Raw genomic sequence first — 26,429 nt, 5'->3', positions numbered from 1 at the left:
CGACGCGAGCGGCGCGCGACGCCTTCGAGACCGAACCCCGTGCAATGACCACGTACAACGCTGCCCCGCCGAGCAAGGCCGCTGCCAACAAGCCGGCCATCAATTTCTTCGAGCGCTACCTTACTGTCTGGGTCGCGCTGTGTATCGTCGCAGGTATCGCGCTCGGCCGGGTGCTGCCCGGTTTGTTCCAGCAGATCGGCCGGATGGAATACGCGCAGGTCAATCTGCCCGTCGGGCTGCTGATCTGGGTGATGATCATCCCGATGCTCGTCAAGGTCGACTTCGCCGCGTTGCACGAGGTACGTCGGCACGTGAAAGGCATCGGCGTCACGCTCGTCGTGAACTGGCTCGTCAAGCCGTTCTCGATGGCGTTCCTGGGCTGGCTGTTCATTCGCCACCTGTTCGCACCGATGTTGCCGACGGACCAGCTCGATAGCTACATCGCGGGCCTGATTCTGCTTGCCGCGGCGCCGTGTACGGCGATGGTATTCGTGTGGAGTCGGCTCACGGATGGCGATCCGCTGTTCACGTTGTCGCAGGTCGCGCTGAACGACAGCATCATGGTGATCGCGTTCGCACCGCTGGTCGGGCTGCTGCTCGGCATGTCGGCGATCGCCGTACCGTGGGCGACGCTGGTCACATCGGTCGTGCTGTACATCGTCGTTCCGGTGATCCTCGCGCAGTTGTGGCGCAAGCGCCTGCTCGCAAAGGGCGCGGCCGCATTCGATGCCGCGATGGTGAGGATTGCTCCCTGGTCGATCGCCGCGCTTCTCGCGACGCTCGTACTCCTGTTCGCATTTCAAGGCGCGGCGATTCTGGCGCAGCCGCTCGTGATCGCGCTGCTCGCGGTACCGATCCTGATTCAGGTGTTCTTCAATTCGGCACTGGCCTACTGGCTCAACCGCGCGGTCGGCGAGAAGCACAGCGTTGCATGTCCGTCGGCGCTCATCGGCGCGTCCAACTTCTTCGAGCTGGCCGTCGCGGCGGCGATCAGCCTGTTCGGATTTCACTCGGGCGCCGCGCTGGCGACCGTCGTCGGCGTGCTGATCGAGGTACCGGTGATGTTGCTGGTCGTGCGTGTCGTCAATCGGTCGAAGGGCTGGTACGAGTGCCGGGCCTGAACACATCGGAGCATCTGCACATGACCGACTACCTGAACGATTTACCGCAACTCGACACCGCGCTGTTCCGCGTGCCGGATGCCGCCCAATTGCGGCCGGCGGCGCCGTCGACTCATCCTCCCCGGATTCTGCTGCTCTATGGGTCGCTGCGCGAGCGCTCGTTCAGCCGCTTGCTGGTCGAGGAAGCGGCACGCTTGCTTACGGCGACGGGCGCCGAAGTCCGCGTGTTCAATCCGAGCGGGCTGCCGCTACCGGATGACGCGCCCGACAGTCATCCCAAGGTCGTCGAGCTGCGCGAGTTCGTGATGTGGTCGGAAGGGATGGTGTGGTGCTCGCCGGAGCGGCACGGCGCGATGACGGGCATCATGAAGTCGCAGGTCGACTGGATTCCGCTGTCGATCGGCGCCGTGCGGCCGACGCAGGGCAAGACGCTCGCGGTGATGCAGGTGAGCGGCGGTTCGCAGTCGTTCAACGCGGTGAACCAGATGCGTGTGCTCGGACGCTGGATGCGCATGCTGACCATCCCGAACCAGTCGTCGGTGGCGAAGGCGTTCATGGAGTTCGACGAAGCGGGGCGGATGAAGCCATCCGCTTATTTCGATCGTGTCGTGGACGTGATGGAAGAATTGGTCAAATTTACGTTGCTGACGAGAGACATCGGTCCGTACCTGGTCGATCGGTACAGCGAACGGAAGGAGAGCGCCGAAGCGCTTTCACGGCGTGTGAACCAGCGAAGCATCTAGCATCCGACGGAAGGAGCGAAGATGGAGATCCGTTGCGCCGCTGTCGATGACTTGCCGTCGATTGAAGCATTGCTGCGCGAGAACGCCTTGCCAGCCGACGGCGTCGCAAGCCATGTGCAACGTTTCGTCGTTGCGATCGAGCATTCGACGATATGCGGATGCGGGGGTATCGAGTATTACGGTGACGTCGCGCTGCTGCGTTCCGTTGCGGTCGCCGCGCACGTACGCGATGCCGGCGTCGGGCGGGTGATCGTGTCGCGGCTCGTGGATGCGTGCCTGTCCCGCAACGTTCGGTCGTTGGTGCTGCTCACGACGACCGCGGAGAGCTATTTCGCCCGTCTGGGTTTCGTGCGCGTTGCACGAGGGGACGTGCCGTCTGCGGTGCTCGCGTCGCCGCAGTTTCAGGGCGTGTGTCCGGAGTCGGCCGTTTCAATGCTGCGGGTTCTTTAAGCGTTACGGCGATCACCGCACGCTTCGGGGGGCTGCCGGCAACCGCATTCGATGCGCGGTTTCGAGCCTTCTGTCCGGCCATGAGCCTTCCGGCAGGGCAACGTAGTGAGGTACGGAGTATCGAGACGGCGATCAACCAAACTGCGACGTCAGCCATCCCTCCGCCCATTTAGTTGCGTACGCAACTGCATCGTCGCGACGCTCGAAGGCCGCCAGATCGCCGCTCGTGTGTACTTCTCGCTCCGCTCCGTCCACGAGTATCGTGGTAATCCTCACGTGTGCGACGTACTGCCGATCGGCCCTGCGTGGTGTCGGATCGATCCGGAACCGTGTCGAATTGAAGAGCATTTTCTTCTCCAGACGTTGTCATCGTCGAGAATCGCTGTCGGCCCATGCGAGCCGATCATTGAGCCATCGCCTCGGGTGCTGGCTGCTGTTGCCTGCATGCTCGCCCTGTACGAGAAGGTCGCTATCGGACCTGCTTCCGAAGGTATCCGGGACGGCGGCCTCGAGCGATCGTCAGGTCGCGGACATCACACGGGGACGCGGGCAAGGCCTTATCGCCTGGGGTGCTTCATTTCCTCGGCTTCCACGATCGCGAGTCGTTCTTCGCTTGCGGAACCGGATTCCATGGCTTCGTCGATCGATGCCAGCGCATACTCGCAGGCGAGCTTCGTTTCCTCGACGCCAGGCTCGGGCTCCTCGTCGTCGTCGCTGGGCGGCGGGGAAAGCATGTCTTCAAGCATCATCGCCAGTTCCGGGGTGTCCCATTGTTCCCCCCTTTGCTCTTTCTTCTTGATGTAGTGCCGGATTTCCGCGTCTTGCTCGGGCGAAAGTGGAAGGTGCCGAAACGTGTTGCGTGGATTGGTGTCGATCATGATGTTGCTCCGAAGTTTGAATCCGATTCGCTCGAACGGCCTCCCGGATTACGCGTGCACGGGAAAAGGGTGCGAAACGAGGCGCCTACTTGCGGGGGCGCGAATCCTGGATTCGTCCGAGGCGCCCCAAAAGCTCGTCCACCTGAAGTTCGAGGATCCTGTTTCGCTCGGACTGCGTGCGAAGTTTGTTGAGCCTGATGCGCCAATACGCTGGATCGCTGACCGACGATCTGTTGACGAACGCATGCCGTGCCTGCTCAAGCAGGCCGATCGCTCGCCTGATATGTACCAGTTCGCGTTCCGCATCACAGTACCCGTTCATGTTTGCCGCCTTTTGATTGCGTTTTGCCTCTTGACGGGCTGCCCGCTAGAACACTCGAGTTCACGGCGCAGGAGCCGATTGCGAACTGGGGCGTTGCCGCACGACGGGTGTCGCAAGAGGAGGGAAGGTTGTGCGCAAGCAGGGGCGACACGAAACCGGGGAGAGGGGCGAGCCGTCAATCTGCAAATGGGGCTCGGATGAGACCATCATACGCGCATCGCCGATGACGCAACGGTTTTATTTCGGCTGCGACGCGACGTACTCGTATCCGATGCCGTCGTTCGTGATCGCCCATTTTTAAAGACTACGAACAGACAGGGCGCGCCGCTCGAGAGGCGAACGCAGCGGAAAAAACGGCGCTGGTTCGGGCCGTGTAGGTGCCGGCTTCGCCGGCTGATATCCGTCGTCACGTGCAGGCAGCGATCCGCTTGCAGACCGGGCGATCGCGATGCGCGCGAGAGCGCCTTCGGCAAGTGCAAGGCGGAGAAATCTGCGTCGCCCTGCGCTGCCTGTTCCCATGTATAGTGGGCCTCCCCCCTGTGGAGTGACCAACATGCCGGCATACCCGTTTTTTCTCTACAAGGGGTACGAACTTCATCCTCTTGTCTTCTCCCGCACGTTCGATCGCTTTGACCGACATTCCCGTTACGCCGAAGGGTATGACGTCGCGGTGCGAATCTGTCGTCCGGCATCGATGGCCAGCTCTCCGGAAGGTCGCGTTTTTCGGCTAAACCAGCCCGAGGCATTCTCCGATTTCGGCGTGGCGAGGCGCGCTGCCGGGCAGCAGGGAAAGGACATCGTCGACGGGAAGGTGAGCGGCGCTTCGGTCGTCGACATGTGAACGCGCTGCGGGCGTACGCGGGCAATCGACCGGCGTCGTCGCTGCTGGCCTGTTTCACCGTCGTTTTTTGTGGAAAAAACGATCCGGGTGGACATCGGCGGGACGCATCTCGGCGCGAAGTGACGAGCCTGGCGCCGGGGTTCTTCCAGACCGGTATCGGTCGTGCAAATCAACGTCGATGTGCTTGCGCATTGTCTCGCGTGCCGCGAGGCGGGTTGCGCACGGGTTCGCAGCGGTTAGCGAACTCCCGCTCCGGTTACCGGCTGCCCTCTGACCCTCAACGGAGCGTCCCATGTATCGGATGATCGTGTACCGCGGATTCGAAATCCATGTCGAACTCACGCCGGCCGCTGCGGATCTCTACGACGTCACGTTTCAGATCAAGGGCGCGGACAATCTTCGTGTCGTGGGTGGGCGCGGCGGCAAGATTTCGCTGCACAACGGCCCCTATACGCGCCGGTGGGCTTATCTCATCGCTGAAGCCGCCGGGCGTGCTGCAATCGATGTGCTCCTCGGCGTGGTCGTCGGGGACGATAACCCCGTCGCCTGACGCGGGTTGGGCGTCTGTCGGTGCGCGGGAATATTGTCGTTTGCGGGTTATCGCGCGGTTACGAATGGCGCGAGAAGGATGCGGGATTTGTATCGGCCGTCCTGGAAACCAACGGCGGATATTCGCCGATCGCGAATAAACGCTCCTTCCCGGCAATCCCGTATCGGCAGCGCCAGCGCTTGGCGCCGGATGACTGAACCCCGAGATACGGCGCCATTGGCGCCCGTAAGTTTGGTAGGCTTGTCGCCTGTGTTTGCTCGTCGGATCTCGACGTCGGCAAGTGGCACGATGAGACGCGGGGGCCGCCCTCGAAGATTGCAGGCGATACCCGCTTTTTCTCGGCCGAGCGCGACTTCGAGCGAATGCGAGCGAACGGTGGGAAGGGCCGACAGCGCCCGACTGGCAACGGTTGCAGGCGAAGCGCCGAACCAACACGAACAGGAGCGAACGAAGTGATCAGACATATCGTCATGTGGAAGTTGAAGGAATCGGCGGAAGGCGCGACGCGTGCGCAGAACGCGCTGAAGCTGAAGGAAAAGCTCGAAGGCTGCCGCGACCTCGTGCCGGGTACCCTGCAGATCGACGTCGGCGTGGCGACGCCGGGCCTCGACGCGACCGCCGACATCGTGCTCGTCTCCGATTTCGCCGACAAGGCCGCGCTCGACGCATACCAGGTGCATCCGGTCCACCAGGAAGTGAAGAAATTCGTCGTCGCGGTGGCCGAATCGCGCGAGTGCGTCGACTACATCGTCGACAACGCACGATGAGCGACGCGGCAACCCCGACGGAAGGCCCGTCGATCGAAAGCCCGTTCGTCGATCTGCTCGGCGTGCAGCTCGTGTCCGCGAAGGATGGCGCGAGCGAGATCGTGCTGCCGCTCGAGGAGCGCCACATGAACACGTGGAGCATCGCGCACGGCGGCGTGACGATGACGCTCGCCGATATCGCGCTCGCGATGGCGGCGCGCAGCCTGACCGACGACGGCGTCGGCGTCGTCACGGTCGAGATGAAGGTGAACTTCATGCAGCCGGGCCGCGGCGAGCTGCGCGCTTACGGGCGCGTGATGCACCGCTCGACGACGATGGCCTACTGCGAAGGCGAAGTGCGCGACAGCGACGGCAATTTCGTCGCGAAGGCGCTCGGTACGTTCAAGTACATGCGGCGGCTCGCGGTCGGCCGCGACATCAAGCGGCAACGCTCGCGCACCGCGCCGGACGCCCAGCCCGGCCCGAGCGACGCGTAAGCATCCGTCACGCACGGCCCTGTCTCTTCGATGAGGCAGGGCCGTCTCGTTTTGGAGCACGGGCTGGCCGGCACACCGCGCGCCGCGCCCGCCGGGCGCGCGCGTGGCATCATGTCACGCTTGTCCGTTCACGGCGCCACGCCGGCGCCGTCCATACCGATGCCGCTGAATCCGAAGATCGCCCAGGTGCTCGACATGATCGAGCGCGCGAAACGCCCGTCGTACCACCACCAGACGCCGCAGCAGGCGCGCGCCGCATACGAGAAGAGCGCGCCGATCCTCGACGTCGCACCGGCGCCGATGCATTCGGTGGAGGAATGCGCCGTGCCGACGCGGGACGGCCGCACGATCGGTGCGCGGCTGTATCTGCCGGTCGAGCCGAGCCTGGCCGAGCCGCTGCCCGCGCTCGTGTACTACCACGGCGGCGGCTTCACGGTCGGCAGCGTCGACACGCACGATGCGCTGTGCCGGATGTTCGCGCACGATGCGCGATGCGCGGTCCTGTCGGTCGGCTACCGGCTCGCGCCCGAACACAGGTTTCCGACCGCGGTGAACGACGCGGACGACGCATTGCAGTGGCTGCATCGCGAGGCCGCCACATTCGGCATCGACGCCGCGCGGCTGGCGGTCGGCGGCGACAGTGCGGGCGGGACGCTCGCGACGGTGTGCGCGGTGCTCGCGCGCGACGCGGGCATTCGCCTTGCGCTGCAACTGCTGATCTATCCGGGCGTGACGGGCCACCAGGACACCGAATCGCACGCACGGCTCGCGAACGGCTACCTGCTGACGCAGGACACGATCCAGTGGTTCTTCGCGCAATACGTGCGCGATCGGGCGGACCGCGACGACTGGCGTTTCGCGCCGCTCGACGGCACGCGCGATGCGCCGTCGTTCGCGGGTGTCGCGCCGGCATGGATCGCGACGGCCGAATTCGATCCGCTGAGCGACGAGGGCGCCGCGTACGCGGACAAGTTGCGCGCGGCCGGCAACGCGGTCACGCTGGTCCGCTATCCGGGGATGATCCACGAATTCTTCAAGATGGGCGGCTACGTGCCGGAAGTGCGGGCCGCGCATGCCGATGCGGTCGCGGCGCTGAAGGCTGCATTCGACGAAGTTTGACGGCGAGCGCGTGAAGGCGCGCATGCCGCGGGAGAGCTGCGATGACGAACGGCGTGGGCGTGGTGGAAACGGGCGACTGGACGGTACTGGGCGGCGACGCTGCGCGGATTCGCGACGCGGTGTTCGTGCGCGAGCAGCAGATTCCGCCGGAATGGGAACTCGACGACGACGATCCGCTGTCGCTGCATGCGGTCGCGTACCGGACCGACGCGGCGACCGGCGTGCGCCGCGCGGTCGCGACGGGGCGATTGCTGCCGTCCGGCACGATCGGCCGCGTCGCGGTGCTGGCCGACGTGCGCGGGCAGGGTGTCGGGTCGGCCGTGCTGAATGCGCTGCTGGATGCCGCACGGCGCCGCGGCGAAGCGGTCGTGCGGCTGTACGCGCAGGATTCGGCGGTGTCGTTCTATCTGCGGCACGGCTTCGCGGCGGTCGGCGAACCGTTCGTCGAAGCCGGCGTGCCGCACGTCGAGATGGCACGCGCGCCGTAGCGCGCAATGCGTGCGTTCAGCGCGGCCGCGTCGCGTCGATATCGAACGTGAACGCGCGCTCGAACGCGCCCGGGCGGGCGGTCCGGTGCGAGCCGTCGTCGTCGCTGCGCTCCTTGATCTCGACCGTCAGCCGCACGCCTTCCTTCATCGTGACGCGCAGCGCCGTGGTGCCGCGCGTGCCGTATTCGGGTGTCTCGATGAACGCGGCCGACAGCGCACGTTCGCGCTCGATCGGAATGCCCGTGTGCGGCAGGGCGTCGTCGTCCGCGACGTGCGGGTCGCGCATCAGCGTGATCAGTTCGTCGAGCGACGGGGTCGGATTGTCGGTGAGCAGCGTGCCGAGCTCCGCGCGCTTGCGCACCACTTTCGGCCAGGGCGTGTCGAGCCGCGCATTCGATAGCGCATGCACGCCCGGCGCGATCGCGACGGGCGCGGCGACACGGCTTTCGCCCTCGGGCGCGCGGTTGCAGAACCACGCGAGTTCGCGCCGGCGCCAGTCGCCGACGAGCAGGTTGAAGCCGTTGTACACGGCCGCATGCTCGGCAAGCTGCGCGAGATAGTCGAGCGGCGCCGCGGACGGGCCGCCGAGAAAGTCGGATACCAGCTTGCCGCGGGTCGGCGCGCCCGCGCGGATGTCGAACGGCGCGCGGTAGTTGGTCAGCGCGGCGAAGCGGCCGTCGCGCGATACGCCGAGCCACGTGCCGCCCGCTTCGAGATCGCGGCCGGCCAGTACGCCCGGCACGTCCTCCCACCACGAGAGCGGCGCGCTGGTCCGGCGAAAGAACTCGTCGCGATTGGCGGCGAGGGTAAACACGGGACCGGCGGCGGCATCGGGCTGCCAGTCGAAGGCAATCAGACACATCGGGCGAATCTCTCGCAGGAAACGTCGCGCGCCGGCTGCGACTCGCGAGCCGGCGCGCGAACGGGTTGTCAGTGCATCAGGCTTCGGTCGGCCACGCGTACGGCAGCGCATCGAACGCGAGCGCCGGGCCGTCGGCCGAACCGAGGTGCACCGTGCCGCCGTCGAGCGCGGCGAGCTTGATCTCGACCAGCGCGTCGACGCCGCCGGCCGGCGCGGCCGCCGCATTGACGATCATCCCGCACGGCTGGCCCGGGTCGTCGCTGTGGAACAGCTCGACGCCGGCATGCACGGTATCGGTCTCGCCGGCGACGTGCGCGAGCGCGGTGCGGCGCTTGATCGTGCCGCGGTACTGGCTGCGCGCCACCACTTCCTGGCCCGGGTAGCACCCTTTCCTGAAGTTAACGGCACCGATCACGTCGAAGTTGACCATCTGCGGGACGAACTGTTCGACGGCCGGCTGCGTGATGCGCGGCTCGCCCGCGCGAACGTCGAGCCAGTCCCACACGGCGGGCGACACGATGGGCAGCGTGCCGGCCAGCGCGGCGACGCGCGCGTCGACTTCGGCGCGCGGGCCGATCCACAAATAGCGCTTGCGGCCGGCCGCATCGGGCACGCGGATCAACGCGCCGGCCGCGCCGTCGACCTTCACGTGCACGCCGTCGGGCAGCGCATCGAAGATGCCCGACAGCGCCTCGCGCACGTCGCCGACGAAGCCGGCCACCGCGAGCGTGTCGCTCGCGTCCGTCAGCTTCGCCTTCGCGCGCAGCACGAACATCGACAGCCGCTTCTGCGCGGCCGGCTGCACGTCTTTCGACACGAGCAGGCGCACGCCGTGGCCGGCCCGCCACGCGAGGAACGACGCGAGCAAGCGGCCTTTCGGCGAGCAGTACCCGGACAGCCGGGCGCTGCCGGCGTCGAGATGCTCGATGTCGTTGGTGAGCTGACTGTGCAGGAACGTCGCGGCGTCGTCGCCGGCCACGTCGATCACACCGAACTGCGGCAGCGGCATGCAGGCGCCCGGCGCTTCGAAATCGGCGGCGGACGGGCGGGGGAAAACGGGGAGCGAGGCAGATGCGGCCTGGGCAGCCGGTGAAGCGAACGGTGTGCTCATGGAATGAGGGAACAGTCAACCCTGACTTTGACGGAGGCGAGCAAGTATTATATGGGTCTTACCTGAGTCACGTTTCCATGTCCCTACTGAAGAAATGCGCCGCGACGATCGTGGCGCTGGCCGTCGTTGTGGCCGCTGCCGGCGCGGGCGGCGGGTATTACTGGGCGACCCGGCCGCTGTTGCTGGGCTCGGCATCGCTCGACGTCACGATCAAGCCGCGCAGCAGCGTGAAGAGCGTCGCATTGCAGCTCAAGCGCGGCGGCGTGCCGGTCGAGCCGCTCGCCTTCGTCGCGATGACGCGCGTGCTCGGGCTGTCGAGCCGGCTCAAATCGGGCAACTACGAATTCAAGACCGGCATCACGCCTTATGACGTGCTGCAGAAGATCGCGCGCGGCGACGTGAACGAGTACGTCGCGACGGTCATCGAGGGCTGGACCTTCAAGCGGATGCGCGCGGAACTCGACGCGAACCCCGATCTGGCGCATTCGACGGCCGGCATGAGCGACGCCGAGCTGCTGCGCGCGATCGGCGCATCGGACGGCGCGGTGCAGCGCGGCAGCGGCGAGGGGCTGTTCTTTCCCGATACCTACCTGTTCGACAAGGGCACGAGCGACCTGAACATCTATCGGCGCGCCTACCGGCTGATGCAGACGCGCATCGACGAGGCATGGGCCGCGCGCACGCCGGGGCTGCCGTACAAGACGCCTTACGAAATGCTGACGATCGCGTCGATCGTCGAGAAGGAAACCGGCCACGCGGCCGACCGCGCGTTCGTCGCGGCCGTGTTCGCGAACCGGCTGCGGATCGGCATGCCGCTGCAGACCGATCCGTCGGTGATCTACGGGCTCGGCGACGCGTACGACGGCCGTCTGCGCAAGCGCGACCTGCAGGCCGACACTCCTTACAATACCTACACCCGACGCGGGCTGCCGCCCACGCCGATCGCGTTGCCGGGTGTCGCCGCGCTGCAGGCGGCGATCAATCCGGCTCCGACGAGCGCGCTCTATTTCGTCGCGAAGGGCGACGGCACGAGCGTGTTCTCGGACACGCTCGGCGACCACAACAAGGCCGTGGACAAGTACATACGAGGTCAATAATGGCGAGCGGTAAATTCATCACGTTCGAAGGCATCGACGGGGCGGGGAAGACCACCCACCTGTCATGGTTCTGCGAACGCCTCCAGGGCCGGCTGGCCGCGGCCGGACGGCAGGTCGTCGTCACCCGCGAGCCGGGCGGCACGCAGCTCGGCGAGAAACTGCGCGAGATCCTGCTGAACCAGCCGATGGATCTCGAGACGGAAGCGCTGCTGATGTTCGCCGCGCGTCGCGAGCATCTCGCGCTCGTGATCGAGCCGGCGCTCGCGCGCGGCGACTGGGTCGTGTCGGATCGCTTCACCGACGCGACCTTCGCGTACCAGGGCGGCGGCCGCGGGCTGCCGCGCGACAAGCTCGAGACGCTCGAGCGCTGGGTGCAGGGCGGTTTCCAGCCCGACCTCACGGTGCTGTTCGACGTCGCGCCGCAGGTCGCGAGCGAGCGTCGCGGCGCCGCGCGCATGCCCGACAAGTTCGAAAGCGAGTCCGACGCGTTCTTCACCCGCACGCGGGCCGAATATCTGCGGCGCGCGGAAGAGGCGCCGCACCGCTTCGCGATCGTCGATGCGACGCGATCGATTCCCGAGATCCGCCAGCAGCTCGAACGCGTGCTCGCCGCGCTGTAACCCGCAAGGAACGCACCCCATGATCTATCCGTGGCAAACCGACGACTGGAACCGCCTGCAGCAACTGCGCGCGCAATGGCCGCATGCGCTGCTGCTGCACGGTCAGGCCGGGATTGGCAAGCTGCAGTTCGCGCAGCATCTCGCGCAGGGCTTCCTGTGCGAATCGCCGCAGCCGAACGGCGAACCGTGCGGCGCCTGCGCGGCCTGCAACTGGTTCTCGCAGGGCAACCATCCGGACTACCGGATCGTGCTGCCCGAGGCGCTGGCGGGCGAGGCGCCGGGTGCGGCGGACGACGCGAAGCCGGCCGATGCGGACGAAGGCGGCAAGAAGACGCGTGCGCCGAGCAAGGAAATCAAGATCGAGCAGGTGCGCGCGCTGCTCGACTTCTGCGGGGTGGGTTCGCACCGCGGCGGCGCGCGCGTCGTCGTGCTGTATCCGGCCGAGGCGCTCAACGTCGCCGCGTCGAACGCGCTGCTGAAAACGCTGGAGGAGCCGCCGGCCGGCGTCGTGTTCCTGCTCGTGTCGGCACGCATCGACCGCTTGTTGCCGACGATCATCAGCCGCTGCCGCCAGTGGCCGATGAGCGTGCCGGCGCCGGAGGCCGCCGCCGCGTGGCTCGCCGCGCAGGGTGTCGATCACGCCAGCGCGCTGCTCGCCGAGGCCGGCGGCGCGCCGCTCGCCGCGTTGGCGCTCGCGAGCGACGAGAACCGCCCGCTGCGCGACTACACGCTGGGGCAACTGGCCGCCGGTGCGGGCTGCGATCCGTTCGCATGCGGCGAGACGCTGCAGAAGCTGCCGGTGCCGCTGGTGCTCGGCTGGCTGCAGCGCTGGCTGTACGATCTGCTCGCCCAGCGGATGGCCGGTGCGCCGCGCTACTTCCCGATGCACGCGGCGGCCCTTGCGCGCTGCGCGGAAGCGGTCGACGCGAACGCCTTCGCGCGCTTCATGAAAGCCGTGACGCGGCAGCGGACGGTCGAGAACCATCCGCTCAACGCGCGGCTCGTATTCGAGGAATTGTTTCTCGGATATCGGGAAATGTTTGCTTGATCCGACATTGTTTCCGATGAGTTGCGAAACGATGAACGGATCACGCGGCGGTGCGACCGTGGCCGGCCGGCCCGCCCACGCCGCCCGGTGCCGCATGCCGGCGGGCGCATGAGCGCCCGTCTCACGTATTCAGGAAACACGATGTTCGTCGACTCTCACTGCCACATCAATTTCAAGGGCCTGGCCGACCGTCTGCCGGCCGTTCTCGAGAACATGCGCGAGCACGACGTCACGCACGCGCTGTGCGTGTCGGTCGATTTCGAGACGCTGCCCGACGTGCTCGCGATCGCCGAAGCGCACGACAACGTGTACGCATCGGTCGGCGTGCATCCCGATCACGAGGAGATGCGCGAGCCGACGCTCGCCGAGCTCGTCGAGATGGCCGCGCACCCGAAGGTCGTCGCGATCGGCGAAACCGGCCTCGACTATTACCGCCTCGAAGGCCGCTCGATCGCCGACATGGAATGGCAGCGCGAACGCTTTCGCACGCACATCCGCGCGGCGACCGCGACGATGAAGCCGCTGGTCATCCACACGCGCGCGTCGTCGGAGGACACGCTGCGGATCATGGCCGAGGAGCGCGCGGACGTGCCGGGCGGCGTGATGCACTGCTTCACCGAGCCGTGGCCGGTCGCCGAGCAGGCGCTCGCGCAGAACTTCCATATCTCGCTGTCGGGTATCGTCACGTTCAAGAGCGCGACCGACGTGCAGGACGTCGCGCGGCGCGTGCCGCTCGACCGGCTGCTGATCGAGACCGACTCGCCATACCTCGCGCCGGTGCCGTATCGCGGCAAGCCGAATGAACCTGCGTACGTCAGCCATGTCGGACGCTTTATCGCATCCGAACGCGGGATCGCCGTCGAGGCGCTCGCCGATGCGACGACGCAGAACTTTTTCCGGCTGTTCAAGATCGCCCGCTAACGACGTGCGCGCAGCCGACAACCCAGGGAAGGAGCCCACAACAATGACGAAGCCGACCAACCATTTGCCCAAACGCGCACTCGTTGCGGCCGCATTCGTCGCGAGCGGGCTGTTCGCCGCCGCCGGCGCGCATGCCGAGTCGCTCGACGCGATCGTCAAGGCCGTCAAGTTCGACGACATCGCCGATATCGGCAAGCAGCTCAAGAGCGGCAAGCTCGATCCGAACACGCTCGCGCCGAACGGCGACCCGATCCTCGTGATCGCCGCGCGCGAGAAGTCCGACAAGGTCGCGGCGGCGATCGCCACGACGCCGAACGTCGATCTCGAGAAGGAAGACAAGGCCGGCGAAAACGCGCTGATGCTCGCGTCGCTGAACGGCGACCTCGACCTCGTCAAGCTGCTGATCGACAAGGGCGCGGAAGTCGGCAAGAAGGGCTGGGCGCCGCTGCACTACGCGGCGACCAACGGCCAGGACGCGGTCGTCAAGGTGCTGCTCGACCATGACGCGTACATCGACACCGCATCGCCGAACGGCACGACGCCGCTCATGATGGCCGCGCGCGGCAACCATGCGTCGACGGTCACGCTGCTGCTCGACCAGGGCGCCGATCCGCAGGTGAAGAACCAGCTCGGCATCACCGCGCTCGAGTTCGCGAAGCACTACAACGCGCCGGACGCGATCGGGATCCTGAGCAAGCGGACGACGCGTATCGGTGCGGGGGCGCCGGCAGATGCTCAAAAGAGTGCAAAATAACGGTTTTTGGTGCGGCGGCGGCTGTCCGCCCGGCCGGCTTCCGGCCGGAGCCGGCGGGCATCCGGCGCCGCACCGGCCAACGCAGCAGGCGGTCTCCGGCCGCATTGACATAAGGAACACCATGTTGCGCGCAATGTTTTGTGCCGCGGCGTTTGCCGTGCCGTTGTCGGCGGCGGCTTTCACGGGCGCGGATCTCGACCGGCTGTGCGCGAAGACGGACGTCAAGTCGCGGGCGTCGTGCGCGGCCTATATCGAAGGCGCCGCCGACGGCGTCTACAACACGATCGATGCGATCGGCGGCACCACGGGGCCGCGCGTCGGTCAGTACTTCTGTCTGCCGCCCGACATCCGGGCGCAACAGATGACGGACGCGGTGCGCAAGTACATCGCGGAAAATCCGAAGCTGGCCGACTACAACGCGAGCACCGCGGTGTCGCTCGGTCTCGGCAAGGCGTTTCCCTGCAGGAGCGGCAACTGATCTGACGCCGTGTCCGGGCGCGTGCGCGGCCCGGACGTCGCCGACGCATCCAGGACGAAGCCTGTGCGCTTCATCACTCGAGGGCGCCGATGATTTCAATCGAGGAACTGCAGCGCATCGCCGATGCGCCGTTGCATTCGTGGCTCGGCACGCTGGGCGTGTCGGTCATCGTCATACTGGTCGTCACGGTCGTGCACCGCCTCGGCGCACGCGTCGTCAAGCGTGTCGCGCAGCCGTATCCGCTGATGAGCGCGATCCTGCGCTACATCGACAAGCCGTCGCTCGTCGTGCTGGCGCTGCTGGCGCTCGAATTCCTGTGGCTCCAGGCGGACGACGGCATGTCGTTCGTGCGCGGCATGCGCACCGCGGCCGCGGTCGGCTCCATCGTGTCGCTCACGTGGCTGCTGGTGCGGCTCGCGGCCGGCGTCGGCGACGCGATCATCCAGGCCCATCCGATCGATACGGCCGACAATCTCCAGGCGCGGCGCATCCATACGCAGGCCAAGGTACTCGTGCGGACCGTGATGGTGCTGATCGTGATCATCGGCACGGGCGCCGCGCTGATGACGTTCCCGAACGTGCGCCAGATCGGCGCGAGCCTGCTGGCATCGGCCGGTGTGGCAGGGCTGGTCGCCGGTATCGCCGCGCGGCCGGTGCTCGGCAACCTGATTGCCGGGTTGCAGATCGCGCTCACGCAGCCGATCCGGCTCGACGACGTGGTCGTGATCCAGGGCGAGTGGGGGCGCATCGAGGAAATCACCGGCTCGTTCGTGTCGGTGCGACTGTGGGACCAGCGGCGTCTCGTCGTGCCGCTGCAATGGATCATCGAGAACCCGTTCACGAACTGGACGCGCAGCAGCGCGGAGATCATCGGCACCGTTTACCTGTCGGTCGATTACCGTACGCCGCTCGCGCCGCTGCGCGAGGAACTCGCGCGGCTCGTCCACGCCGCGCCGGAATGGGACGGCCGTGTGCAGGTGCTGCAGGTGACCGATGCGACGGAGCGCACGATGCAGCTGCGTGCGCTCGTCAGCGCGGCCGACTCGTCGTCGTGCTGGGATCTGCGCTGCCGCGTGCGCGAAGGGCTGATTGCCTATCTGCAGAACCGCTATCCGCAATGCCTGCCGCGCAACCGGATGGAGCTGTATCCGCACGAATCCGCGCCCGATGCGCCGAATCCCGAACGGCCGCACGCGCGGTCGCCTGCCGCCAGCACGGCGGCCAACACCGCAGCCGATCCGCAGGCCGTCGACGGCCGCTGAACGCGGCCCCGGCGCCTGCCTGCCATGCCCCATTGCCCATTCCCATGACCGCGCTGAAGACGCTCGCCATCGCCAATTACCGCTCGCTGCGCGAGCTGATCGTGCCGCTCGCGGGGCTCAACGTCGTCACGGGGCCGAACGGCAGCGGCAAGTCGAGCGTGTACCGCGCGCTGCGGCTGCTCGCCGACACCGCGCAGGGCCGCGTGATCCCGTCGCTCGCGCGCGAGGGCGGCTTGCCGTCGGCGTTATGGGCCGGCCCCGAGCGCTTCTCGCGCGCGATGCTGGCCGGCGAGGTGCCGGTGACGGGCACCGTGCGCAACGGGCCGGTGAGCCTGAAGCTCGGCTTCGCGTGCGACGATTTCGGCTATTCGATCGATCTCGGTCTGCCGCTGCCGAGCAACTCGGCGTTCGCGCTCGATCCGGTGATCAAGCGCGAATGCATCTGGGGCGGCGCGTTGCCGCGCCCGTCCACGCTGCTGGTCGACCGGCAGGGCGCACAGATTCGCGCGCGTACCGCGGCGGGCGACTGGCAGACGATTCCGCAACCGGTCGCGAGCTTCGACAGCATGATGACCGAGTTCGCCGATCCGACCGGGGCGCCCGAGATGATCGCGGTGCGCGAGCGGATCCGCTCGTGGCGCTTCTACGACCATTTCCGAGCCGATGCACGGGCGCCGGCGCGCCAGTCGCACATCGGTACCCATACGCCGGTGCTCGCGGACGACGGGACCGACCTGGCCGCCGCGCTGCAGACCATCCGCGAAATCGGCGACGGCGTGGCACTCGATGCGGCGATCGACGACGCGTTTCCCGGTGCGTCGGTCGAGATCGACAATCCCGGCGGCCGCGGCCGCTTCGACGTGCTGATGCGCCAGCCGGGGCTGCTGCGGCCGCTGACGGCGGCCGAGCTGTCCGACGGCACGCTGCGCTACCTGCTGCTGGCGGCCGCGCTGCTGACGCCGCGGCCGCCGGCGCTGATGGTGCTGAACGAACCCGAGACAAGCCTGCATCCCGATCTGCTGCCGGCGCTCGGCCGCCTGATCGCGCAGGCCGCCCGGCGTTCGCAGGTGCTGGTCGTGTCGCACGCGGCACGGCTCGTCGCGACGCTCGAGCGCGAGGCCGGCTGCGAATCGCTGGTGCTCGACAAGCAGCTCGGTGCGACCGCGCTCGTCGATGCCGATTCGCGCGACCTGCCGGCCTGGAAGTGGCCGTCGCGCTGACAGCCTGATGGCGTGCTTTGGGTCGTGATAGGCGCCGAAGGCATCGGATCGGCCCCGGCCTCCTCGATGCGAGGCGGCCGGCCCGCTCGGCGGAATGTATCCGGTCTGTAACAACCCCCAAAAAATGAAAGACCGGCGGTTCCGCTCGGCGGGATCGCGAATAATAATGAGATAACCGGCTGGCGCCACGCCGGCCGGCGCGGCATGGACGCGGGCGGGGTGCGCGCAAGCGCGGACCCCCGGCGGCTGCACCGCAACGGACAGGACACAGGAGACGTGGACCATGAGAATTGCCCAGATCGCCCCGCTGACCGAATCCGTGCCGCCGAAGCTGTACGGCGGCACGGAGCGCGTCGTGTCCTACATCACCGAGGCGCTCGTCGAACTCGGCCATGATGTGACGCTGTTCGCGAGCGGCGATTCGACCACGCGCGCGAAGCTCGAGCCCGTGTGGCCGCGCGCGCTGCGACTCGATTCGTCGATCCGCGACCGGGTCGCGCCGCACATGCTGCTGATGGAGACGGTCGCGCGCCGCGCGAAGGATTTCGACGTGCTCCATTTCCACATGGACTACTACTCGTTCTCGGTCTTCAACCGACAGGAAACGCCTTACGTGACGACGCTGCACGGCCGGCTCGACCTGCCCGAGCAGCAACCGGTGTTCGACACGTTCAACACGGCGCCGGTGATCTCGATTTCCAATTCGCAGCGCCAGCCGTTGCCGCAGGCGAAATGGCTGACGACCGTCTATCACGGGCTGCCCGATACGCTGTACCTGCCGCAGCCCGTCGAGCCGCGCTATCTCGCGTTCCTCGGCCGCATCTCGCCGGAAAAACGCGTCGACACCGCGATCCGCATTGCCAGCCAGTGCGGGCTGCCGATCCGGATCGCCGCGAAGATCGACGCGGCCGACCAGGAATACTTCGACCGCGAGATCAAGCCGCTCTTCGCGTTGCCGCACGTCGAATACATCGGCGAGATCGCCGATCACGAGAAGGCTGAATTCCTGTCGGGCGCGCATGCGCTGCTGTTTCCGATCGACTGGCCGGAGCCGTTCGGCCTGGTGATGATCGAGGCGATGTCGTGCGGCACGCCGGTGATCGCGTTCAACCGCGGCGCGGTGCCCGAAGTGGTGGACGAGGGTGTGTCGGGTTTCATCGTCGAGGATGAGATCAGCGCGGTGGCCGCCGTGAACCGGCTGCACCTGCTGCCGCGTGCGCGTGTGCGCCAGCGCTTCGAGGAGCGCTTCACGTCGCGCCGGATGGCGCAGGAGTACGTGGACGTGTACCAGTCGGTGATTCGCGCGCAGAAGCGCTCGCGCTTCAAGGTGATCGACTCGACGACCTGATCGGCCTGACCACGCTGAACGCCTGGGCGCATGGCGCCGGCGGATAAAAAAACGGCGATGCCCGCAAGGACATCGCCGTTTGCGCATGACCCGCGCGCGGCACGCGCGGGCAGTGCGTCAACGTCAGATCTTGAGCTTCGTGACCTTCGTGCCGTTGATCGACACGTCGCCCATCAGGCCGGCGTTGGTCAGCACGACGACCTGGATCGGTGCAGTGGCCGTGTTGGAGTCGACCGCGCCGTTCGCGCCCATCTTCACGAGTGCGACGGATGCGCCGGCGCCGGCGGCCCAGCCGTCCGAGTTGCGGAATTCGTCGAGCGCCTGCTGCGTCATGAACAGGAACACGATCGCCTTCGACTGCGCGCCGGCCTGCAGCCCGACCGACAGCGACGACGTGTTGTAGTAGCCGACCGTGCTGCCGCCGACGCGCAGCGCGCCGTTGCCGGACTGGCCGCCGACGATGAAGCCGGCCTGGAGCACTTCGGGGAAGACCAGCACGCCGCGCGATTTCGCGACGAGCTCGCGCGAACCCTTGACCGTGGAGTACATGCGCGACAGCGTGGCGTCGACGCTCGCGTCGATCGACTGGCGTTTGGACGCGTTGGTCGCGGCGTTGTCCGGCTTGTCCGGGGTGGTGGTGCAACCGGTGAGCGCGAGGCTACCGACGATGAGCGCAGCGGCGGCTTTCAGCACAAGATTCCGTTTTTGCATCGTTGTTCTCCATCGGATGATGTTCGGAGTGAGTCTCGCTCAAGGAGCGGATCACGTCGGCAGTTATATCACAGCGGCTTACGGCCTCTTTTCGTTGCCGCGTGAAAAAGCGTCAAATCGCGTGGGGGTGTCGCGGCGCGCCAACGGACGAAGCGGCGCCGACGGATGAAGCGGCGCCGACGCGTGGGGCGCGCCGCGGGCGTGGTCGGCATGCGGGGCGCGCGACGGTCGGGCGGGAAGGCGGCGGCGTTCGTGGCGCGCGCCGGTGTCAGTGCGGGACGGGCGGAACGGGCGGCTTGATCGGCGGGCGGCGCAGCGCGCGGCGGATCAGCGCGATCACGACGCCGCACGCGAACAGGAATGCGGCCGGCACGACCCAGTAGCCGACGAACGCATGCCACAGGTAGCCGGCGAGCGTATTGCGGCGCACCACGTATTCATCGCGAGCCGCCTGCTGGCGCGGCGCGTTGGCGGCGAGCACCTCGGCCGGGCAGCCGGCCGCGCGCGCTTCGTCAGGATCCCCGTGGCACTTCGCGGCGGCGCCGGCGGCCTGCTGTGCGTCGGTGAGCTGCCAGGTGGTCAGCGCGAGCTGCAGGTCCGCCTTGTTGTAGGCCATTTCCTCGCGGATCTCGCGTACGGCGACGATCGCGACGGGCACCGCCCAGAACACGATCACGATCAGCCAGCGGCGGAACCAGCGGTGTTGTCTCCATGCCATCCAAGCCTCCGTTTGACGCGCGTGCGCGTCCGTCTCGAGGGCGGCCCGATGGCGCTTCTTGGTCTTGGGTGGGCCGCGTTGCAGCCATCATAGAAGAAAACGCGGCGAATTGCCGCACCATGTGGGGGCACCGGGCCGGCAGGCGGAAAAACGGGGCGGGAAATGCTGGAATGCGTGCGTCGATGCGCATGCAACGAAAACGAAAATGCCGCGCCCGCCGAAGCGGGGCGCGGCATTCGAGACGGGAGCGCCGGAACTCAGGCGGCCGGCTGGTTGCTCAGGCAGCTCTTCATGAACGTCTTGCGATCGTCGCCCTTCTTGCCGGTGGCCTGCGTGTTGCATGCCTTCATCTTTTCCTGCTGCGTCATCGCCTTCGCGGGCTTCGCCGACAGGCAGTCCTTCATGAACGCCTTGCGTTCGTCGCCCGTCTTTCCGGATGCCTGGGTGTTACAGGCCTTCATCTTGTCCTGCTGGCTGTTCGCCGCGAATGCGGGGGAAGCCAGCATGCCGCCGAGAAGCACTGCGGCTACGAGCGATTGGATTTTCATTTCGACACTCCCATGGGGTGAATTGCGTGTGATCGACGCCGTCACGAAGCGCGACGCGACGAGGACAGGGCCACATCGCACCACGCGCTCCGATTATGGCAAATCAAGGTGAAAACACCAAAACGGCACTTCCTATAACGTTGCGCACGCCACGGCCGTTGACGGCGCGCGCGGCCCGGAGATCGGGACAAACCATGATGCGCGCCGGCCTCTGCCGGCCGCCGCGCCGGAACCTGCCGGCTCCCGGCCGCGAGCCATTACAATCGCGGCCATGAATACACCGAACACCGCATCCCCTTCGTCCGCGGCGGCGCTGCCGCGCATCGCCGTACTCGCCACCGGCGGCACGATCGCCGGCGCCGCGCCCGACGCGGCCAGCACGGCCGGCTACCAGGCCGGCGCGCTCGGCGTCAATTTCCTGGTCGACGCCGTGCCGGCGCTCGCGTCGGTCGCACGCATCGACGCGGAGCAGGTCGCCAGCATCGACAGCAAGGATCTCGCGCTGCCGCTGTGGAACACGCTCGCCGCGCGGATCGACGCGCTGATGGCCGACCCGGCCATCGACGGCATCGTGATCACCCACGGCACCGATACGCTCGAGGAAACCGCGTATGCGCTGCATCTGGTCGTCCGGGGCGACAAGCCGGTCGTGCTGACGGCCGCGATGCGGCCGGCCACCGCGCTGTCGTCCGACGGCCCGCTGAACCTGCTGAACGCGGTGACGGTGGCCGCGCATCCGTCCGCGCGCGGGCAGGGCGTGCTGGTCGCGTTCAACAACCGGATCCACGGCGCGCGCGACGTCGTGAAGACGAGCACCTATGCGGTCGATGCGTTCCAGTCTCCGGAGCTCGGCGCGCTCGGCTGGGTGCAGGACGGCCGCGTCGAATTCGCACGCCGCGTCACACGCACGCGCGACACGCAACTGGCGATCGCCGCGGCGTGGCCGCCGGTCGAAGTCGTCGCGAGCTATGCGGGCGTGACGCGCACGGCCGTCGACGCGCTCGTCGCGGCCGGCGTGCGCGGACTCGTCGTCGCGGGCACCGGCAACGGGTCGATCCATACGACGCTGCAGGCGGCGCTCGCCGATGCGGTGAGCGCGGGCGTGGCGGTGGTCCGTGCGTCGCGCGTCGGTTCGGGACACGTGATGCGCAACGGCGCCGCGAGCGACGATGCGCTCGGTTTCGTGAGCGCGGGCTCGCTGCATCCGTTCAAGGCGCGCGTGCTGCTGATGCTCGCGCTCGCGAACGGCATTCAGGATCGAGGCGCACTGCAGCGCGCATTCGATATGCTGTGACGGATGGCGCGCCGCTCGGGCGGCGTGCGGCGCGCATAAAAAATGGCAGGCCACTGGCCTGCCATTTTTGCGTCGGTGCTACGAGAACGCTCGGGACTGCGCGCTCAGGACTGCGGCGGAATCACGAGCTTCTGGCCCGGGTAGATCCGGTCCGGGCTCGACAGCATCGGCTTGTTCGCCTCGAAGATCGCCGGGTACTTGTTCGCATCGCCATAGACTTCCTTGGCGATCGCCGACAGCGTGTCGCCCGGCTTCACGTCGTGGTACTGCACTTCCGGATCGTCCGGTTGCAGATCGTCGTCGTTGACGCCCGCGACGCCTTGCACGTTACCGGCCGCGACCTTGACCTTCGCCTTCGTGTCGAGATCGGCAACGCTGCCCGACAGCGTGACGGTGCGCGATGCGCCGTCGAACGCGACGGTCAGGTTCGACGTGTCGAGACCTTGCGAGCTGATGTAATTCTTGATTGCATCGGCCGCAGTCTGGTTCGCGGCATTCGGATCTTCCGCTGCCTGTGCATCGGCGTGACCCAGCAGTTTTTCACCCGCCTCCTTGATAAACGAAAGAAGACCCATCGTTGCACTCCTTAGGTGGTTGAAAAGAAAACGCGCCGTGAAGTGGCGAAAAAAACACCGCGCTGGGTGCGGGCCCCGGAAGGGGCGCGCAGGCGCGGCGGTTTTCTCGAAAGGCGTGGCGAAAGTGTAGGCGTTCAACGCGACGATTGCATGAAAAATCGCACGCTCGAACGTAAAGAAATGTAATACGCGAAATCCGACAGGCGGACACCCGACGACGACGTCTGACCGACCAAGGCTTCCCCGGCGCCGCCGGGTGCCGCTGCGGACCCCACCACGCCGCTCTCAGCCCAGAGCGGCGTTTTTCGCCCCCGTCCCGCACGCCGTTGGCGATGCGGGGCGGGGCGCCCCACCGTGATGCGCGCGTGCGTCGCGCATCGATGCGACCGGCCGCGGCCGGTCGCGTGTATTCGTCGCGCGCCTGCGCCATCGCGGCGAAAGCGCGCGTTACCGCATCCGCGTTACGCGGCCGGCGTCTGGCCGATCTCGAAGTTCGACATGATCTCGAGCGCGCGCACGAGGGCCGAGTGATCCCATGCCTTGCCGCCGTGCGATGCACACACACTGAACAGCTGCTGCGCGCTCGCGGTGTGCGGCAGCGCGAGGCCGAGCTTGCGTGCGCCGTCGAGCGCGAGGTTCAGGTCCTTCTGGTGCAGCTCGATGCGGAAGCCCGGATCGAACGTGCGCCTGGTCATCCGCGCGCCGTGCACTTCGAGGATGCGCGACGCGGCGAAGCCGCCCATCAGCGCCTGGCGCACGCGCTCCGGATCGGCGCCCGAGCGCGCGGCGAACAGCAGCGCTTCACCGACCGCCTCGATGTTCAGCGCGACGATGATCTGGTTCGCGACCTTGCAGGTCTGCCCCGCGCCGTTGTCGCCGACGAGCGTGATGTTCTTGCCCATCTTCTCGAACAGCGGCTTCGCGCGCTCGAACGCCTGCTCCGGGCCCCCGACCATGATCGTCAGCGTCGCTTCGCGCGCGCCGACTTCGCCGCCGGACACCGGCGCGTCGAGGTAGTCGCAGCCGAGTGCGTTGATCTGCTTGGCGAATTCCTGCGTGTCGAGCGGCGAGATCGAGCTCATGTCGATCACGAGCTTGCCGGCGGTCAGGCCCTTCGCGACGCCGTCGTCGGCGAACAGCACGTTACGCACGTCGGGCGTGTCCGGCACCATCGAGATGATGATGTCGGCGTGCCGCGCGACTTCGGTCGAGCTCGCGACGACCTTCGCGCTGCCGCGCAGGTCGTCCGGAATCGGGAACGCACCGTTCACGACGAGCTGATGATCGCCCTTGAGCAGGTTGCGCGCCATGTGCGCGCCCATGATGCCGAGGCCGATGAAACCGATGGTTGCCATGTGAAAGTCTCCTATGGGGCTGAAAACGGGAAGGGTGCGACTCAGGCGGCGCGACGCGCCGAGGCCGGTGCGCAGCCGGCCACGCTTTGCAGCCAGCCGAGGCCTTCCGTCGTGGTGGTACGGGGCTTGTATTCGCAGCCGACGTAGCCGGCATAGCCGAGCCGGTCGAGCAGCGCGAACAGGAACGCGTAGTTGATCTCGCCGGTGCCCGGCTCGTTGCGGCCCGGGTTGTCCGCGAGCTGGACGTGGCCGATCGACGCGAGGTTGCGTTCGATCGTCGCGGCCAGTTCGCCTTCCATGCGTTGCATGTGATAGATGTCGTACTGCAGGAACAGGTTGTCCGAGCCGACCGCGCGGATCACGTCGAGCCCTTCGGACGAGCGGTTCAGCGCAAAGCCCGGGATGTCGAAGCTGTTGCACGGCTCGACGAGCAGGCGGATGCCTTCGCGCTTGAGCGCATCGGCGGCGAAGCGCAGGTTGTCGACGATCGTCACGAACGTCTTGTCGCGCGCCGTGCTCGCCGACGGGATGCCGACGAGGCAGTTCAGCTGCGGCACCTTCAGCGCCTTCGCATACTCGATCGCACGGCCGACGCCTTCCTGGAACTCGTCGACGCGATCGGGCAGACACGCGATGCCGCGCTCGCCCAGGTCCCAGTTGCCGGCGGGCAGGTTGTGCAGCACGAGGCGCAGACGGTGCGTCTCGAGCCGTTCGGCGAGTTCCTCTTTCGCGTACGGATACGGGAACAGGAACTCGACGGCGTCGAAGCCCGCGTCCGCGGCCGCCTTGAAGCGGTCGAGGAACGGCACTTCGTTGAACAGCATGGTCAGGTTTGCAGCAAACTTCGGCATGAGCTAAGCCTCTTCGGTCGGTCAGTCAAAAATGTCGTGCGGGTCAGTCGAGCATCGAGATCGCGGTCGGTGCGTGCTCGGCCTTTTCGGCGAGCTCCTCGAATTCGTTGATCGCGTCGATTTCGGTGCCCATCGAGATGTTCGTCACGCGCTCGAGAATCACTTCGACGACCACCGGCACGCTGAACTCTTCCGCGAGCGTTTGCGCCTGGCGCAGCGCCGGCTCGATTTCTTCCGGCTTGAACACGCGCAGCGCCTTGCAGCCGAGGCCTTCCGCGACGGCCACGTGGTCGACGCCGTAACCGTTCAGTTCCGGCGCGTTCACGTTGTCGAACGCGAGCTGCACGCAGTAGTCCATGTCGAACGCGCGCTGCGCCTGACGGATCAGCCCGAGGTACGAGTTGTTCACGACGACGTGCACGTACGGCAGCTTGAATTGCGCGCCGGCCGCCAGCTCCTCGATCATGAACTGGAAGTCGTAGTCGCCGGACAGCGCGACGATCGGGCGGCTCGGATCGGCCGCACGCACGCCGAGCGCGGCGGGGATCGTCCAGCCGAGCGGGCCGGCCTGGCCGCAGTTGATCCAGTTGCGCGCCTTGAACACGTGCAGGAACTGCGCGGCGGCGATCTGCGACAGGCCGATCGTGCTGACGTAGCAGGTATCGCGACCGAACACCTTGTTCATCTCTTCGTACACGCGCTGCGGCTTGACCGGCACGTTGTCGAAGTGGGTCTTGCGCTGCAGCGTGCGCTTGCGTTCCTGGCAGTCGGCCACCCATGCGCTGCGGTCCTTCAGCTTGCCGGCCGCCTTCCATTCCCGTGCGACCGAGACGAACAGTTCGAGCGCCGCCTTCGCGTCCGACACGATGCCGAGATCGGGGCCGAACACGCGGCCGATCTGCGTCGGCTCGATGTCGACGTGCACGAACTTGCGGCCCTTCGTGTAGACCTCGACGCTGCCCGTGTGACGGTTCGCCCAGCGGTTGCCGATGCCGAGCACGAAGTCGGACGCGAGCATCGTCGCGTTGCCGTAGCGGTGCGACGTCTGCAGACCGACCATGCCGGCCATCAGCGGATGGTCGTCGGCAATCGCGCCCCACGACATCAGCGTCGGGATCACCGGCACGCCGACCGTTTCGGCGAACTGCACGAGCAGGTCTTCGGCCGCCGCGTTGAGCACGCCGCCGCCCGACACGATCAGCGGCTTGTCCGCGTCGTCGAGCATCGCGAGCGCCTTCTCGATCTGCGCGCGGGTGGCCGCGGGCTTGTAGATCGGCAGCGGTTCGTACGTGTCGATGTCGAATTCGATTTCGGCGAGCTGCACGTCGATCGGCAGGTCGACCAGCACCGGGCCCGGACGGCCCGAGCGCATCAGGTGGAACGCCTGCTGGAACACGCGCGGCACGAGCGCCGGTTCGCGCACGGTGACGGCCCACTTGGTGACCGGCTTCGCGATCGATTCGATGTCGACGGCCTGGAAGTCTTCCTTGTAGAGGCGCGCGCGCGGTGCCTGGCCCGTGATCGCGAGGATCGGAATCGAGTCGGCGGACGCGGAGTAGAGGCCGGTGATCATGTCGGTGCCGGCGGGGCCCGACGTGCCGATGCACACGCCGATGTTGCCCGGTGCGGCGCGCGTGAAGCCTTCGGCCATGTGCGATGCGCCTTCGACGTGGCGCGCCAGCACGTGGCTGATGCCGCCCGACTTGCGCATGGCCGAGTAGAACGGGTTGATCGCCGCGCCGGGCACGCCGAACGCGGTCTGGATGCCTTCCTTCTCGAGCACGAGTACGGCTGCGTCGACGGCTCTCATCTTGGCCATGAATGTCTCCTTGAATGTGGCGGATCTTGCGAATCGGTCTGTTGGGAACACTTTAGGGATGCAGGAAAGGTTTGATAAGATC

The 26,429-nt window shown here is 67.0% G+C and carries 30 protein-coding genes; 19 read left to right on the top strand and 11 right to left on the bottom strand.

What is annotated here, in order from left to right:
- Positions 1–44 precede the first annotated feature (44 nt).
- From arsB to arsN2, 3 genes are read left to right on the top strand one after another with little or no spacing between them, the layout of a single operon-like run.
- Positions 45–1,121: an ACR3 family arsenite efflux transporter gene (arsB, locus tag CFB46_RS13995; protein WP_027784666.1), complete on the top strand. Its 1,077-nt coding sequence runs from the start codon at positions 45–47 to the stop codon at positions 1,119–1,121.
- Positions 1,122–1,141: 20 nt separating this feature from the next.
- On the top strand, positions 1,142–1,864 hold the full coding sequence (gene arsH / locus CFB46_RS13990) for an arsenical resistance protein ArsH (protein WP_089500433.1): 723 nt from the start codon (positions 1,142–1,144) through the stop codon (positions 1,862–1,864).
- A gap of 21 nt (positions 1,865–1,885) precedes the next feature.
- Positions 1,886–2,314 carry an arsenic resistance N-acetyltransferase ArsN2 gene (arsN2, locus tag CFB46_RS13985; protein WP_027784664.1) on the top strand — a complete coding sequence of 143 codons (429 nt, stop codon included), beginning with the start codon at positions 1,886–1,888 and terminating at the stop codon, positions 2,312–2,314.
- A gap of 132 nt (positions 2,315–2,446) precedes the next feature.
- On the opposite strand, the gene CFB46_RS36430 is transcribed toward arsN2, so the two are convergent.
- A complete protein-coding gene (locus CFB46_RS36430; protein WP_080681343.1) occupies positions 2,447–2,662 on the bottom strand; it encodes a hypothetical protein in 216 nt (71 codons plus the stop codon).
- 209 nt (positions 2,663–2,871) lie between these two features.
- Positions 2,872–3,192 (bottom strand): hypothetical protein, encoded by a 321-nt coding sequence (locus tag CFB46_RS13975; protein WP_027784663.1) that lies wholly within the window; start codon positions 3,190–3,192, stop codon positions 2,872–2,874.
- Between the two features lie 875 nt (positions 3,193–4,067).
- Between CFB46_RS13975 and CFB46_RS13965 the strand changes: the two genes are divergently transcribed.
- The 6 genes from CFB46_RS13965 (at position 4,068) to CFB46_RS13940 (ending at position 7,755) form a co-directional block, all read left to right on the top strand.
- A complete protein-coding gene (locus CFB46_RS13965; RefSeq protein ID WP_027784661.1) occupies positions 4,068–4,355 on the top strand; it encodes a hypothetical protein in 288 nt (95 codons plus the stop codon).
- A 292-nt stretch (positions 4,356–4,647) separates the two neighbouring features.
- Positions 4,648–4,905: a hypothetical protein gene (locus CFB46_RS13960; protein ID WP_027784660.1), complete on the top strand. Its 258-nt coding sequence runs from the start codon at positions 4,648–4,650 to the stop codon at positions 4,903–4,905.
- Between the two features lie 452 nt (positions 4,906–5,357).
- A complete protein-coding gene (locus CFB46_RS13955) occupies positions 5,358–5,672 on the top strand; it encodes a Dabb family protein (RefSeq protein WP_006483902.1) in 315 nt (104 codons plus the stop codon).
- Positions 5,669–6,148 (top strand): PaaI family thioesterase, encoded by a 480-nt coding sequence (locus tag CFB46_RS13950; RefSeq protein ID WP_006483907.1) that lies wholly within the window; start codon positions 5,669–5,671, stop codon positions 6,146–6,148. Before CFB46_RS13955 ends, CFB46_RS13950 begins: the two co-directional genes overlap by 4 nt.
- A 159-nt stretch (positions 6,149–6,307) precedes the next feature.
- The gene (locus tag CFB46_RS13945) at positions 6,308–7,267 is read left to right on the top strand and encodes an alpha/beta hydrolase (RefSeq protein ID WP_089500299.1); all 960 of its coding nucleotides are present in this window, start codon (positions 6,308–6,310) and stop codon (positions 7,265–7,267) included.
- A gap of 41 nt (positions 7,268–7,308) precedes the next feature.
- Positions 7,309–7,755, top strand: a complete 447-nt coding sequence (locus tag CFB46_RS13940) for a GNAT family N-acetyltransferase (RefSeq protein ID WP_027784658.1) — start codon at positions 7,309–7,311, stop codon at positions 7,753–7,755.
- Between the two features lie 16 nt (positions 7,756–7,771).
- Here the strand turns inward: CFB46_RS13940 and CFB46_RS13935 are convergent, their stop codons facing one another.
- The gene (locus CFB46_RS13935; RefSeq protein ID WP_089500298.1) at positions 7,772–8,617 is read right to left on the bottom strand and encodes an NRDE family protein; all 846 of its coding nucleotides are present in this window, start codon (positions 8,615–8,617) and stop codon (positions 7,772–7,774) included.
- A gap of 76 nt (positions 8,618–8,693) precedes the next feature.
- Positions 8,694–9,728, bottom strand: coding sequence for a CAF17-like 4Fe-4S cluster assembly/insertion protein YgfZ (ygfZ, locus tag CFB46_RS13930; protein WP_089500297.1), 1,035 nt, complete (start codon positions 9,726–9,728; stop codon positions 8,694–8,696).
- A gap of 77 nt (positions 9,729–9,805) precedes the next feature.
- On the opposite strand from ygfZ, the gene mltG reads away from it, so the two are divergent.
- The 9 genes from mltG to CFB46_RS13885 all read left to right on the top strand — a co-directional run bounded on the left by mltG (position 9,806) and on the right by CFB46_RS13885 (position 18,476).
- Positions 9,806–10,825 (top strand): endolytic transglycosylase MltG, encoded by a 1,020-nt coding sequence (gene mltG / locus CFB46_RS13925; RefSeq protein ID WP_089500296.1) that lies wholly within the window; start codon positions 9,806–9,808, stop codon positions 10,823–10,825.
- Positions 10,825–11,445: a dTMP kinase gene (gene tmk, locus CFB46_RS13920; protein WP_027784654.1), complete on the top strand. Its 621-nt coding sequence runs from the start codon at positions 10,825–10,827 to the stop codon at positions 11,443–11,445. The genes mltG and tmk overlap by 1 nt, the downstream gene beginning before the upstream one ends.
- Before the next feature lie 19 nt (positions 11,446–11,464).
- Positions 11,465–12,493, top strand: a complete 1,029-nt coding sequence (locus CFB46_RS13915; protein ID WP_027784653.1) for a DNA polymerase III subunit delta' — start codon at positions 11,465–11,467, stop codon at positions 12,491–12,493.
- Between the two features lie 141 nt (positions 12,494–12,634).
- Positions 12,635–13,414 carry a TatD family hydrolase gene (locus tag CFB46_RS13910; protein ID WP_089500295.1) on the top strand — a complete coding sequence of 260 codons (780 nt, stop codon included), beginning with the start codon at positions 12,635–12,637 and terminating at the stop codon, positions 13,412–13,414.
- A gap of 43 nt (positions 13,415–13,457) precedes the next feature.
- The gene (locus tag CFB46_RS13905; protein ID WP_027784651.1) at positions 13,458–14,168 is read left to right on the top strand and encodes an ankyrin repeat domain-containing protein; all 711 of its coding nucleotides are present in this window, start codon (positions 13,458–13,460) and stop codon (positions 14,166–14,168) included.
- A 121-nt stretch (positions 14,169–14,289) separates the two neighbouring features.
- The gene (locus CFB46_RS13900) at positions 14,290–14,646 is read left to right on the top strand and encodes a Rap1a/Tai family immunity protein (RefSeq protein WP_006485939.1); all 357 of its coding nucleotides are present in this window, start codon (positions 14,290–14,292) and stop codon (positions 14,644–14,646) included.
- 89 nt (positions 14,647–14,735) lie between these two features.
- Positions 14,736–15,908: a mechanosensitive ion channel family protein gene (locus CFB46_RS13895; RefSeq protein WP_027784650.1), complete on the top strand. Its 1,173-nt coding sequence runs from the start codon at positions 14,736–14,738 to the stop codon at positions 15,906–15,908.
- A gap of 44 nt (positions 15,909–15,952) precedes the next feature.
- On the top strand, positions 15,953–17,128 hold the full coding sequence (locus tag CFB46_RS13890) for an AAA family ATPase (RefSeq protein WP_089500294.1): 1,176 nt from the start codon (positions 15,953–15,955) through the stop codon (positions 17,126–17,128).
- A gap of 283 nt (positions 17,129–17,411) precedes the next feature.
- A complete protein-coding gene (locus CFB46_RS13885) occupies positions 17,412–18,476 on the top strand; it encodes a glycosyltransferase family 4 protein (protein ID WP_089500293.1) in 1,065 nt (354 codons plus the stop codon).
- 123 nt (positions 18,477–18,599) lie between these two features.
- On the opposite strand, the gene CFB46_RS13880 is transcribed toward CFB46_RS13885, so the two are convergent.
- The 3 genes from CFB46_RS13880 to CFB46_RS13870 form a co-directional block, all read right to left on the bottom strand.
- Positions 18,600–19,187 (bottom strand): BPSL1445 family SYLF domain-containing lipoprotein, encoded by a 588-nt coding sequence (locus CFB46_RS13880; protein WP_027784647.1) that lies wholly within the window; start codon positions 19,185–19,187, stop codon positions 18,600–18,602.
- 268 nt (positions 19,188–19,455) lie between these two features.
- Positions 19,456–19,905, bottom strand: coding sequence for a membrane protein (locus CFB46_RS13875; protein ID WP_027784646.1), 450 nt, complete (start codon positions 19,903–19,905; stop codon positions 19,456–19,458).
- Positions 19,906–20,162: 257 nt separating this feature from the next.
- Positions 20,163–20,453, bottom strand: coding sequence for a PsiF family protein (locus CFB46_RS13870; protein WP_027784645.1), 291 nt, complete (start codon positions 20,451–20,453; stop codon positions 20,163–20,165).
- 271 nt (positions 20,454–20,724) lie between these two features.
- On the opposite strand from CFB46_RS13870, the gene CFB46_RS13865 reads away from it, so the two are divergent.
- Complete coding sequence (locus CFB46_RS13865; protein WP_089500292.1) at positions 20,725–21,747, top strand: asparaginase; 1,023 nt, start codon at positions 20,725–20,727, stop codon at positions 21,745–21,747.
- Between the two features lie 104 nt (positions 21,748–21,851).
- Here CFB46_RS13865 and lysM read toward each other — a convergent pair whose 3' ends face one another.
- From lysM to gcl, 4 genes are all read right to left on the bottom strand, one after another.
- Positions 21,852–22,322, bottom strand: a complete 471-nt coding sequence (gene lysM / locus CFB46_RS13860; protein WP_027807606.1) for a peptidoglycan-binding protein LysM — start codon at positions 22,320–22,322, stop codon at positions 21,852–21,854.
- A 461-nt stretch (positions 22,323–22,783) separates the two neighbouring features.
- On the bottom strand, positions 22,784–23,677 hold the full coding sequence (locus tag CFB46_RS13855) for a 2-hydroxy-3-oxopropionate reductase (protein ID WP_089500291.1): 894 nt from the start codon (positions 23,675–23,677) through the stop codon (positions 22,784–22,786).
- A gap of 41 nt (positions 23,678–23,718) precedes the next feature.
- On the bottom strand, positions 23,719–24,528 hold the full coding sequence (hyi, locus tag CFB46_RS13850) for a hydroxypyruvate isomerase (protein ID WP_027784641.1): 810 nt from the start codon (positions 24,526–24,528) through the stop codon (positions 23,719–23,721).
- Between the two features lie 43 nt (positions 24,529–24,571).
- Positions 24,572–26,347, bottom strand: coding sequence for a glyoxylate carboligase (gcl, locus tag CFB46_RS13845; protein WP_089500290.1), 1,776 nt, complete (start codon positions 26,345–26,347; stop codon positions 24,572–24,574).
- Positions 26,348–26,429 lie beyond the last annotated feature (82 nt).

Source organism: Burkholderia sp. HI2761 (assembly GCF_002223355.1).
Lineage (GTDB): Bacteria > Pseudomonadota > Gammaproteobacteria > Burkholderiales > Burkholderiaceae > Burkholderia.
The sequence above is the reverse complement of the archived record's forward strand: the minus strand, read 5'-3'. Positions and strand labels throughout refer to the sequence as shown.

What these genes read in the sequence shown, in the direction of transcription:
- CFB46_RS13975 (WP_027784663.1), bottom strand. Translation starts at nt 3,192, where the DNA reads ATGATCGACACCAATCCACGCAACACGTTTCGGCACCTTCCACTTTCG.
- tmk (WP_027784654.1), top strand. Translation starts at nt 10,825, where the DNA reads ATGGCGAGCGGTAAATTCATCACGTTCGAAGGCATCGACGGGGCGGGG.
- CFB46_RS13950 (WP_006483907.1), top strand. Translation starts at nt 5,669, where the DNA reads ATGAGCGACGCGGCAACCCCGACGGAAGGCCCGTCGATCGAAAGCCCG.
- CFB46_RS13890 (WP_089500294.1), top strand. Translation starts at nt 15,953, where the DNA reads ATGACCGCGCTGAAGACGCTCGCCATCGCCAATTACCGCTCGCTGCGC.
- CFB46_RS13855 (WP_089500291.1), bottom strand. Translation starts at nt 23,677, where the DNA reads ATGGCAACCATCGGTTTCATCGGCCTCGGCATCATGGGCGCGCACATG.
- CFB46_RS13940 (WP_027784658.1), top strand. Translation starts at nt 7,309, where the DNA reads ATGACGAACGGCGTGGGCGTGGTGGAAACGGGCGACTGGACGGTACTG.
- CFB46_RS36430 (WP_080681343.1), bottom strand. Translation starts at nt 2,662, where the DNA reads ATGCTCTTCAATTCGACACGGTTCCGGATCGATCCGACACCACGCAGG.
- CFB46_RS13965 (WP_027784661.1), top strand. Translation starts at nt 4,068, where the DNA reads ATGCCGGCATACCCGTTTTTTCTCTACAAGGGGTACGAACTTCATCCT.
- CFB46_RS13900 (WP_006485939.1), top strand. Translation starts at nt 14,290, where the DNA reads ATGTTGCGCGCAATGTTTTGTGCCGCGGCGTTTGCCGTGCCGTTGTCG.
- CFB46_RS13915 (WP_027784653.1), top strand. Translation starts at nt 11,465, where the DNA reads ATGATCTATCCGTGGCAAACCGACGACTGGAACCGCCTGCAGCAACTG.
- arsB (WP_027784666.1), top strand. Translation starts at nt 45, where the DNA reads ATGACCACGTACAACGCTGCCCCGCCGAGCAAGGCCGCTGCCAACAAG.
- CFB46_RS13935 (WP_089500298.1), bottom strand. Translation starts at nt 8,617, where the DNA reads ATGTGTCTGATTGCCTTCGACTGGCAGCCCGATGCCGCCGCCGGTCCC.
- ygfZ (WP_089500297.1), bottom strand. Translation starts at nt 9,728, where the DNA reads ATGAGCACACCGTTCGCTTCACCGGCTGCCCAGGCCGCATCTGCCTCG.
- CFB46_RS13960 (WP_027784660.1), top strand. Translation starts at nt 4,648, where the DNA reads ATGTATCGGATGATCGTGTACCGCGGATTCGAAATCCATGTCGAACTC.
- CFB46_RS13870 (WP_027784645.1), bottom strand. Translation starts at nt 20,453, where the DNA reads ATGAAAATCCAATCGCTCGTAGCCGCAGTGCTTCTCGGCGGCATGCTG.
- gcl (WP_089500290.1), bottom strand. Translation starts at nt 26,347, where the DNA reads ATGGCCAAGATGAGAGCCGTCGACGCAGCCGTACTCGTGCTCGAGAAG.
- CFB46_RS13865 (WP_089500292.1), top strand. Translation starts at nt 20,725, where the DNA reads ATGAATACACCGAACACCGCATCCCCTTCGTCCGCGGCGGCGCTGCCG.
- hyi (WP_027784641.1), bottom strand. Translation starts at nt 24,528, where the DNA reads ATGCCGAAGTTTGCTGCAAACCTGACCATGCTGTTCAACGAAGTGCCG.
- CFB46_RS13910 (WP_089500295.1), top strand. Translation starts at nt 12,635, where the DNA reads ATGTTCGTCGACTCTCACTGCCACATCAATTTCAAGGGCCTGGCCGAC.
- CFB46_RS13905 (WP_027784651.1), top strand. Translation starts at nt 13,458, where the DNA reads ATGACGAAGCCGACCAACCATTTGCCCAAACGCGCACTCGTTGCGGCC.
- arsN2 (WP_027784664.1), top strand. Translation starts at nt 1,886, where the DNA reads ATGGAGATCCGTTGCGCCGCTGTCGATGACTTGCCGTCGATTGAAGCA.
- arsH (WP_089500433.1), top strand. Translation starts at nt 1,142, where the DNA reads ATGACCGACTACCTGAACGATTTACCGCAACTCGACACCGCGCTGTTC.
- mltG (WP_089500296.1), top strand. Translation starts at nt 9,806, where the DNA reads ATGTCCCTACTGAAGAAATGCGCCGCGACGATCGTGGCGCTGGCCGTC.
- CFB46_RS13945 (WP_089500299.1), top strand. Translation starts at nt 6,308, where the DNA reads ATGCCGCTGAATCCGAAGATCGCCCAGGTGCTCGACATGATCGAGCGC.
- lysM (WP_027807606.1), bottom strand. Translation starts at nt 22,322, where the DNA reads ATGGGTCTTCTTTCGTTTATCAAGGAGGCGGGTGAAAAACTGCTGGGT.
- CFB46_RS13895 (WP_027784650.1), top strand. Translation starts at nt 14,736, where the DNA reads ATGATTTCAATCGAGGAACTGCAGCGCATCGCCGATGCGCCGTTGCAT.
- CFB46_RS13875 (WP_027784646.1), bottom strand. Translation starts at nt 19,905, where the DNA reads ATGGCATGGAGACAACACCGCTGGTTCCGCCGCTGGCTGATCGTGATC.
- CFB46_RS13885 (WP_089500293.1), top strand. Translation starts at nt 17,412, where the DNA reads ATGAGAATTGCCCAGATCGCCCCGCTGACCGAATCCGTGCCGCCGAAG.
- CFB46_RS13880 (WP_027784647.1), bottom strand. Translation starts at nt 19,187, where the DNA reads ATGCAAAAACGGAATCTTGTGCTGAAAGCCGCCGCTGCGCTCATCGTC.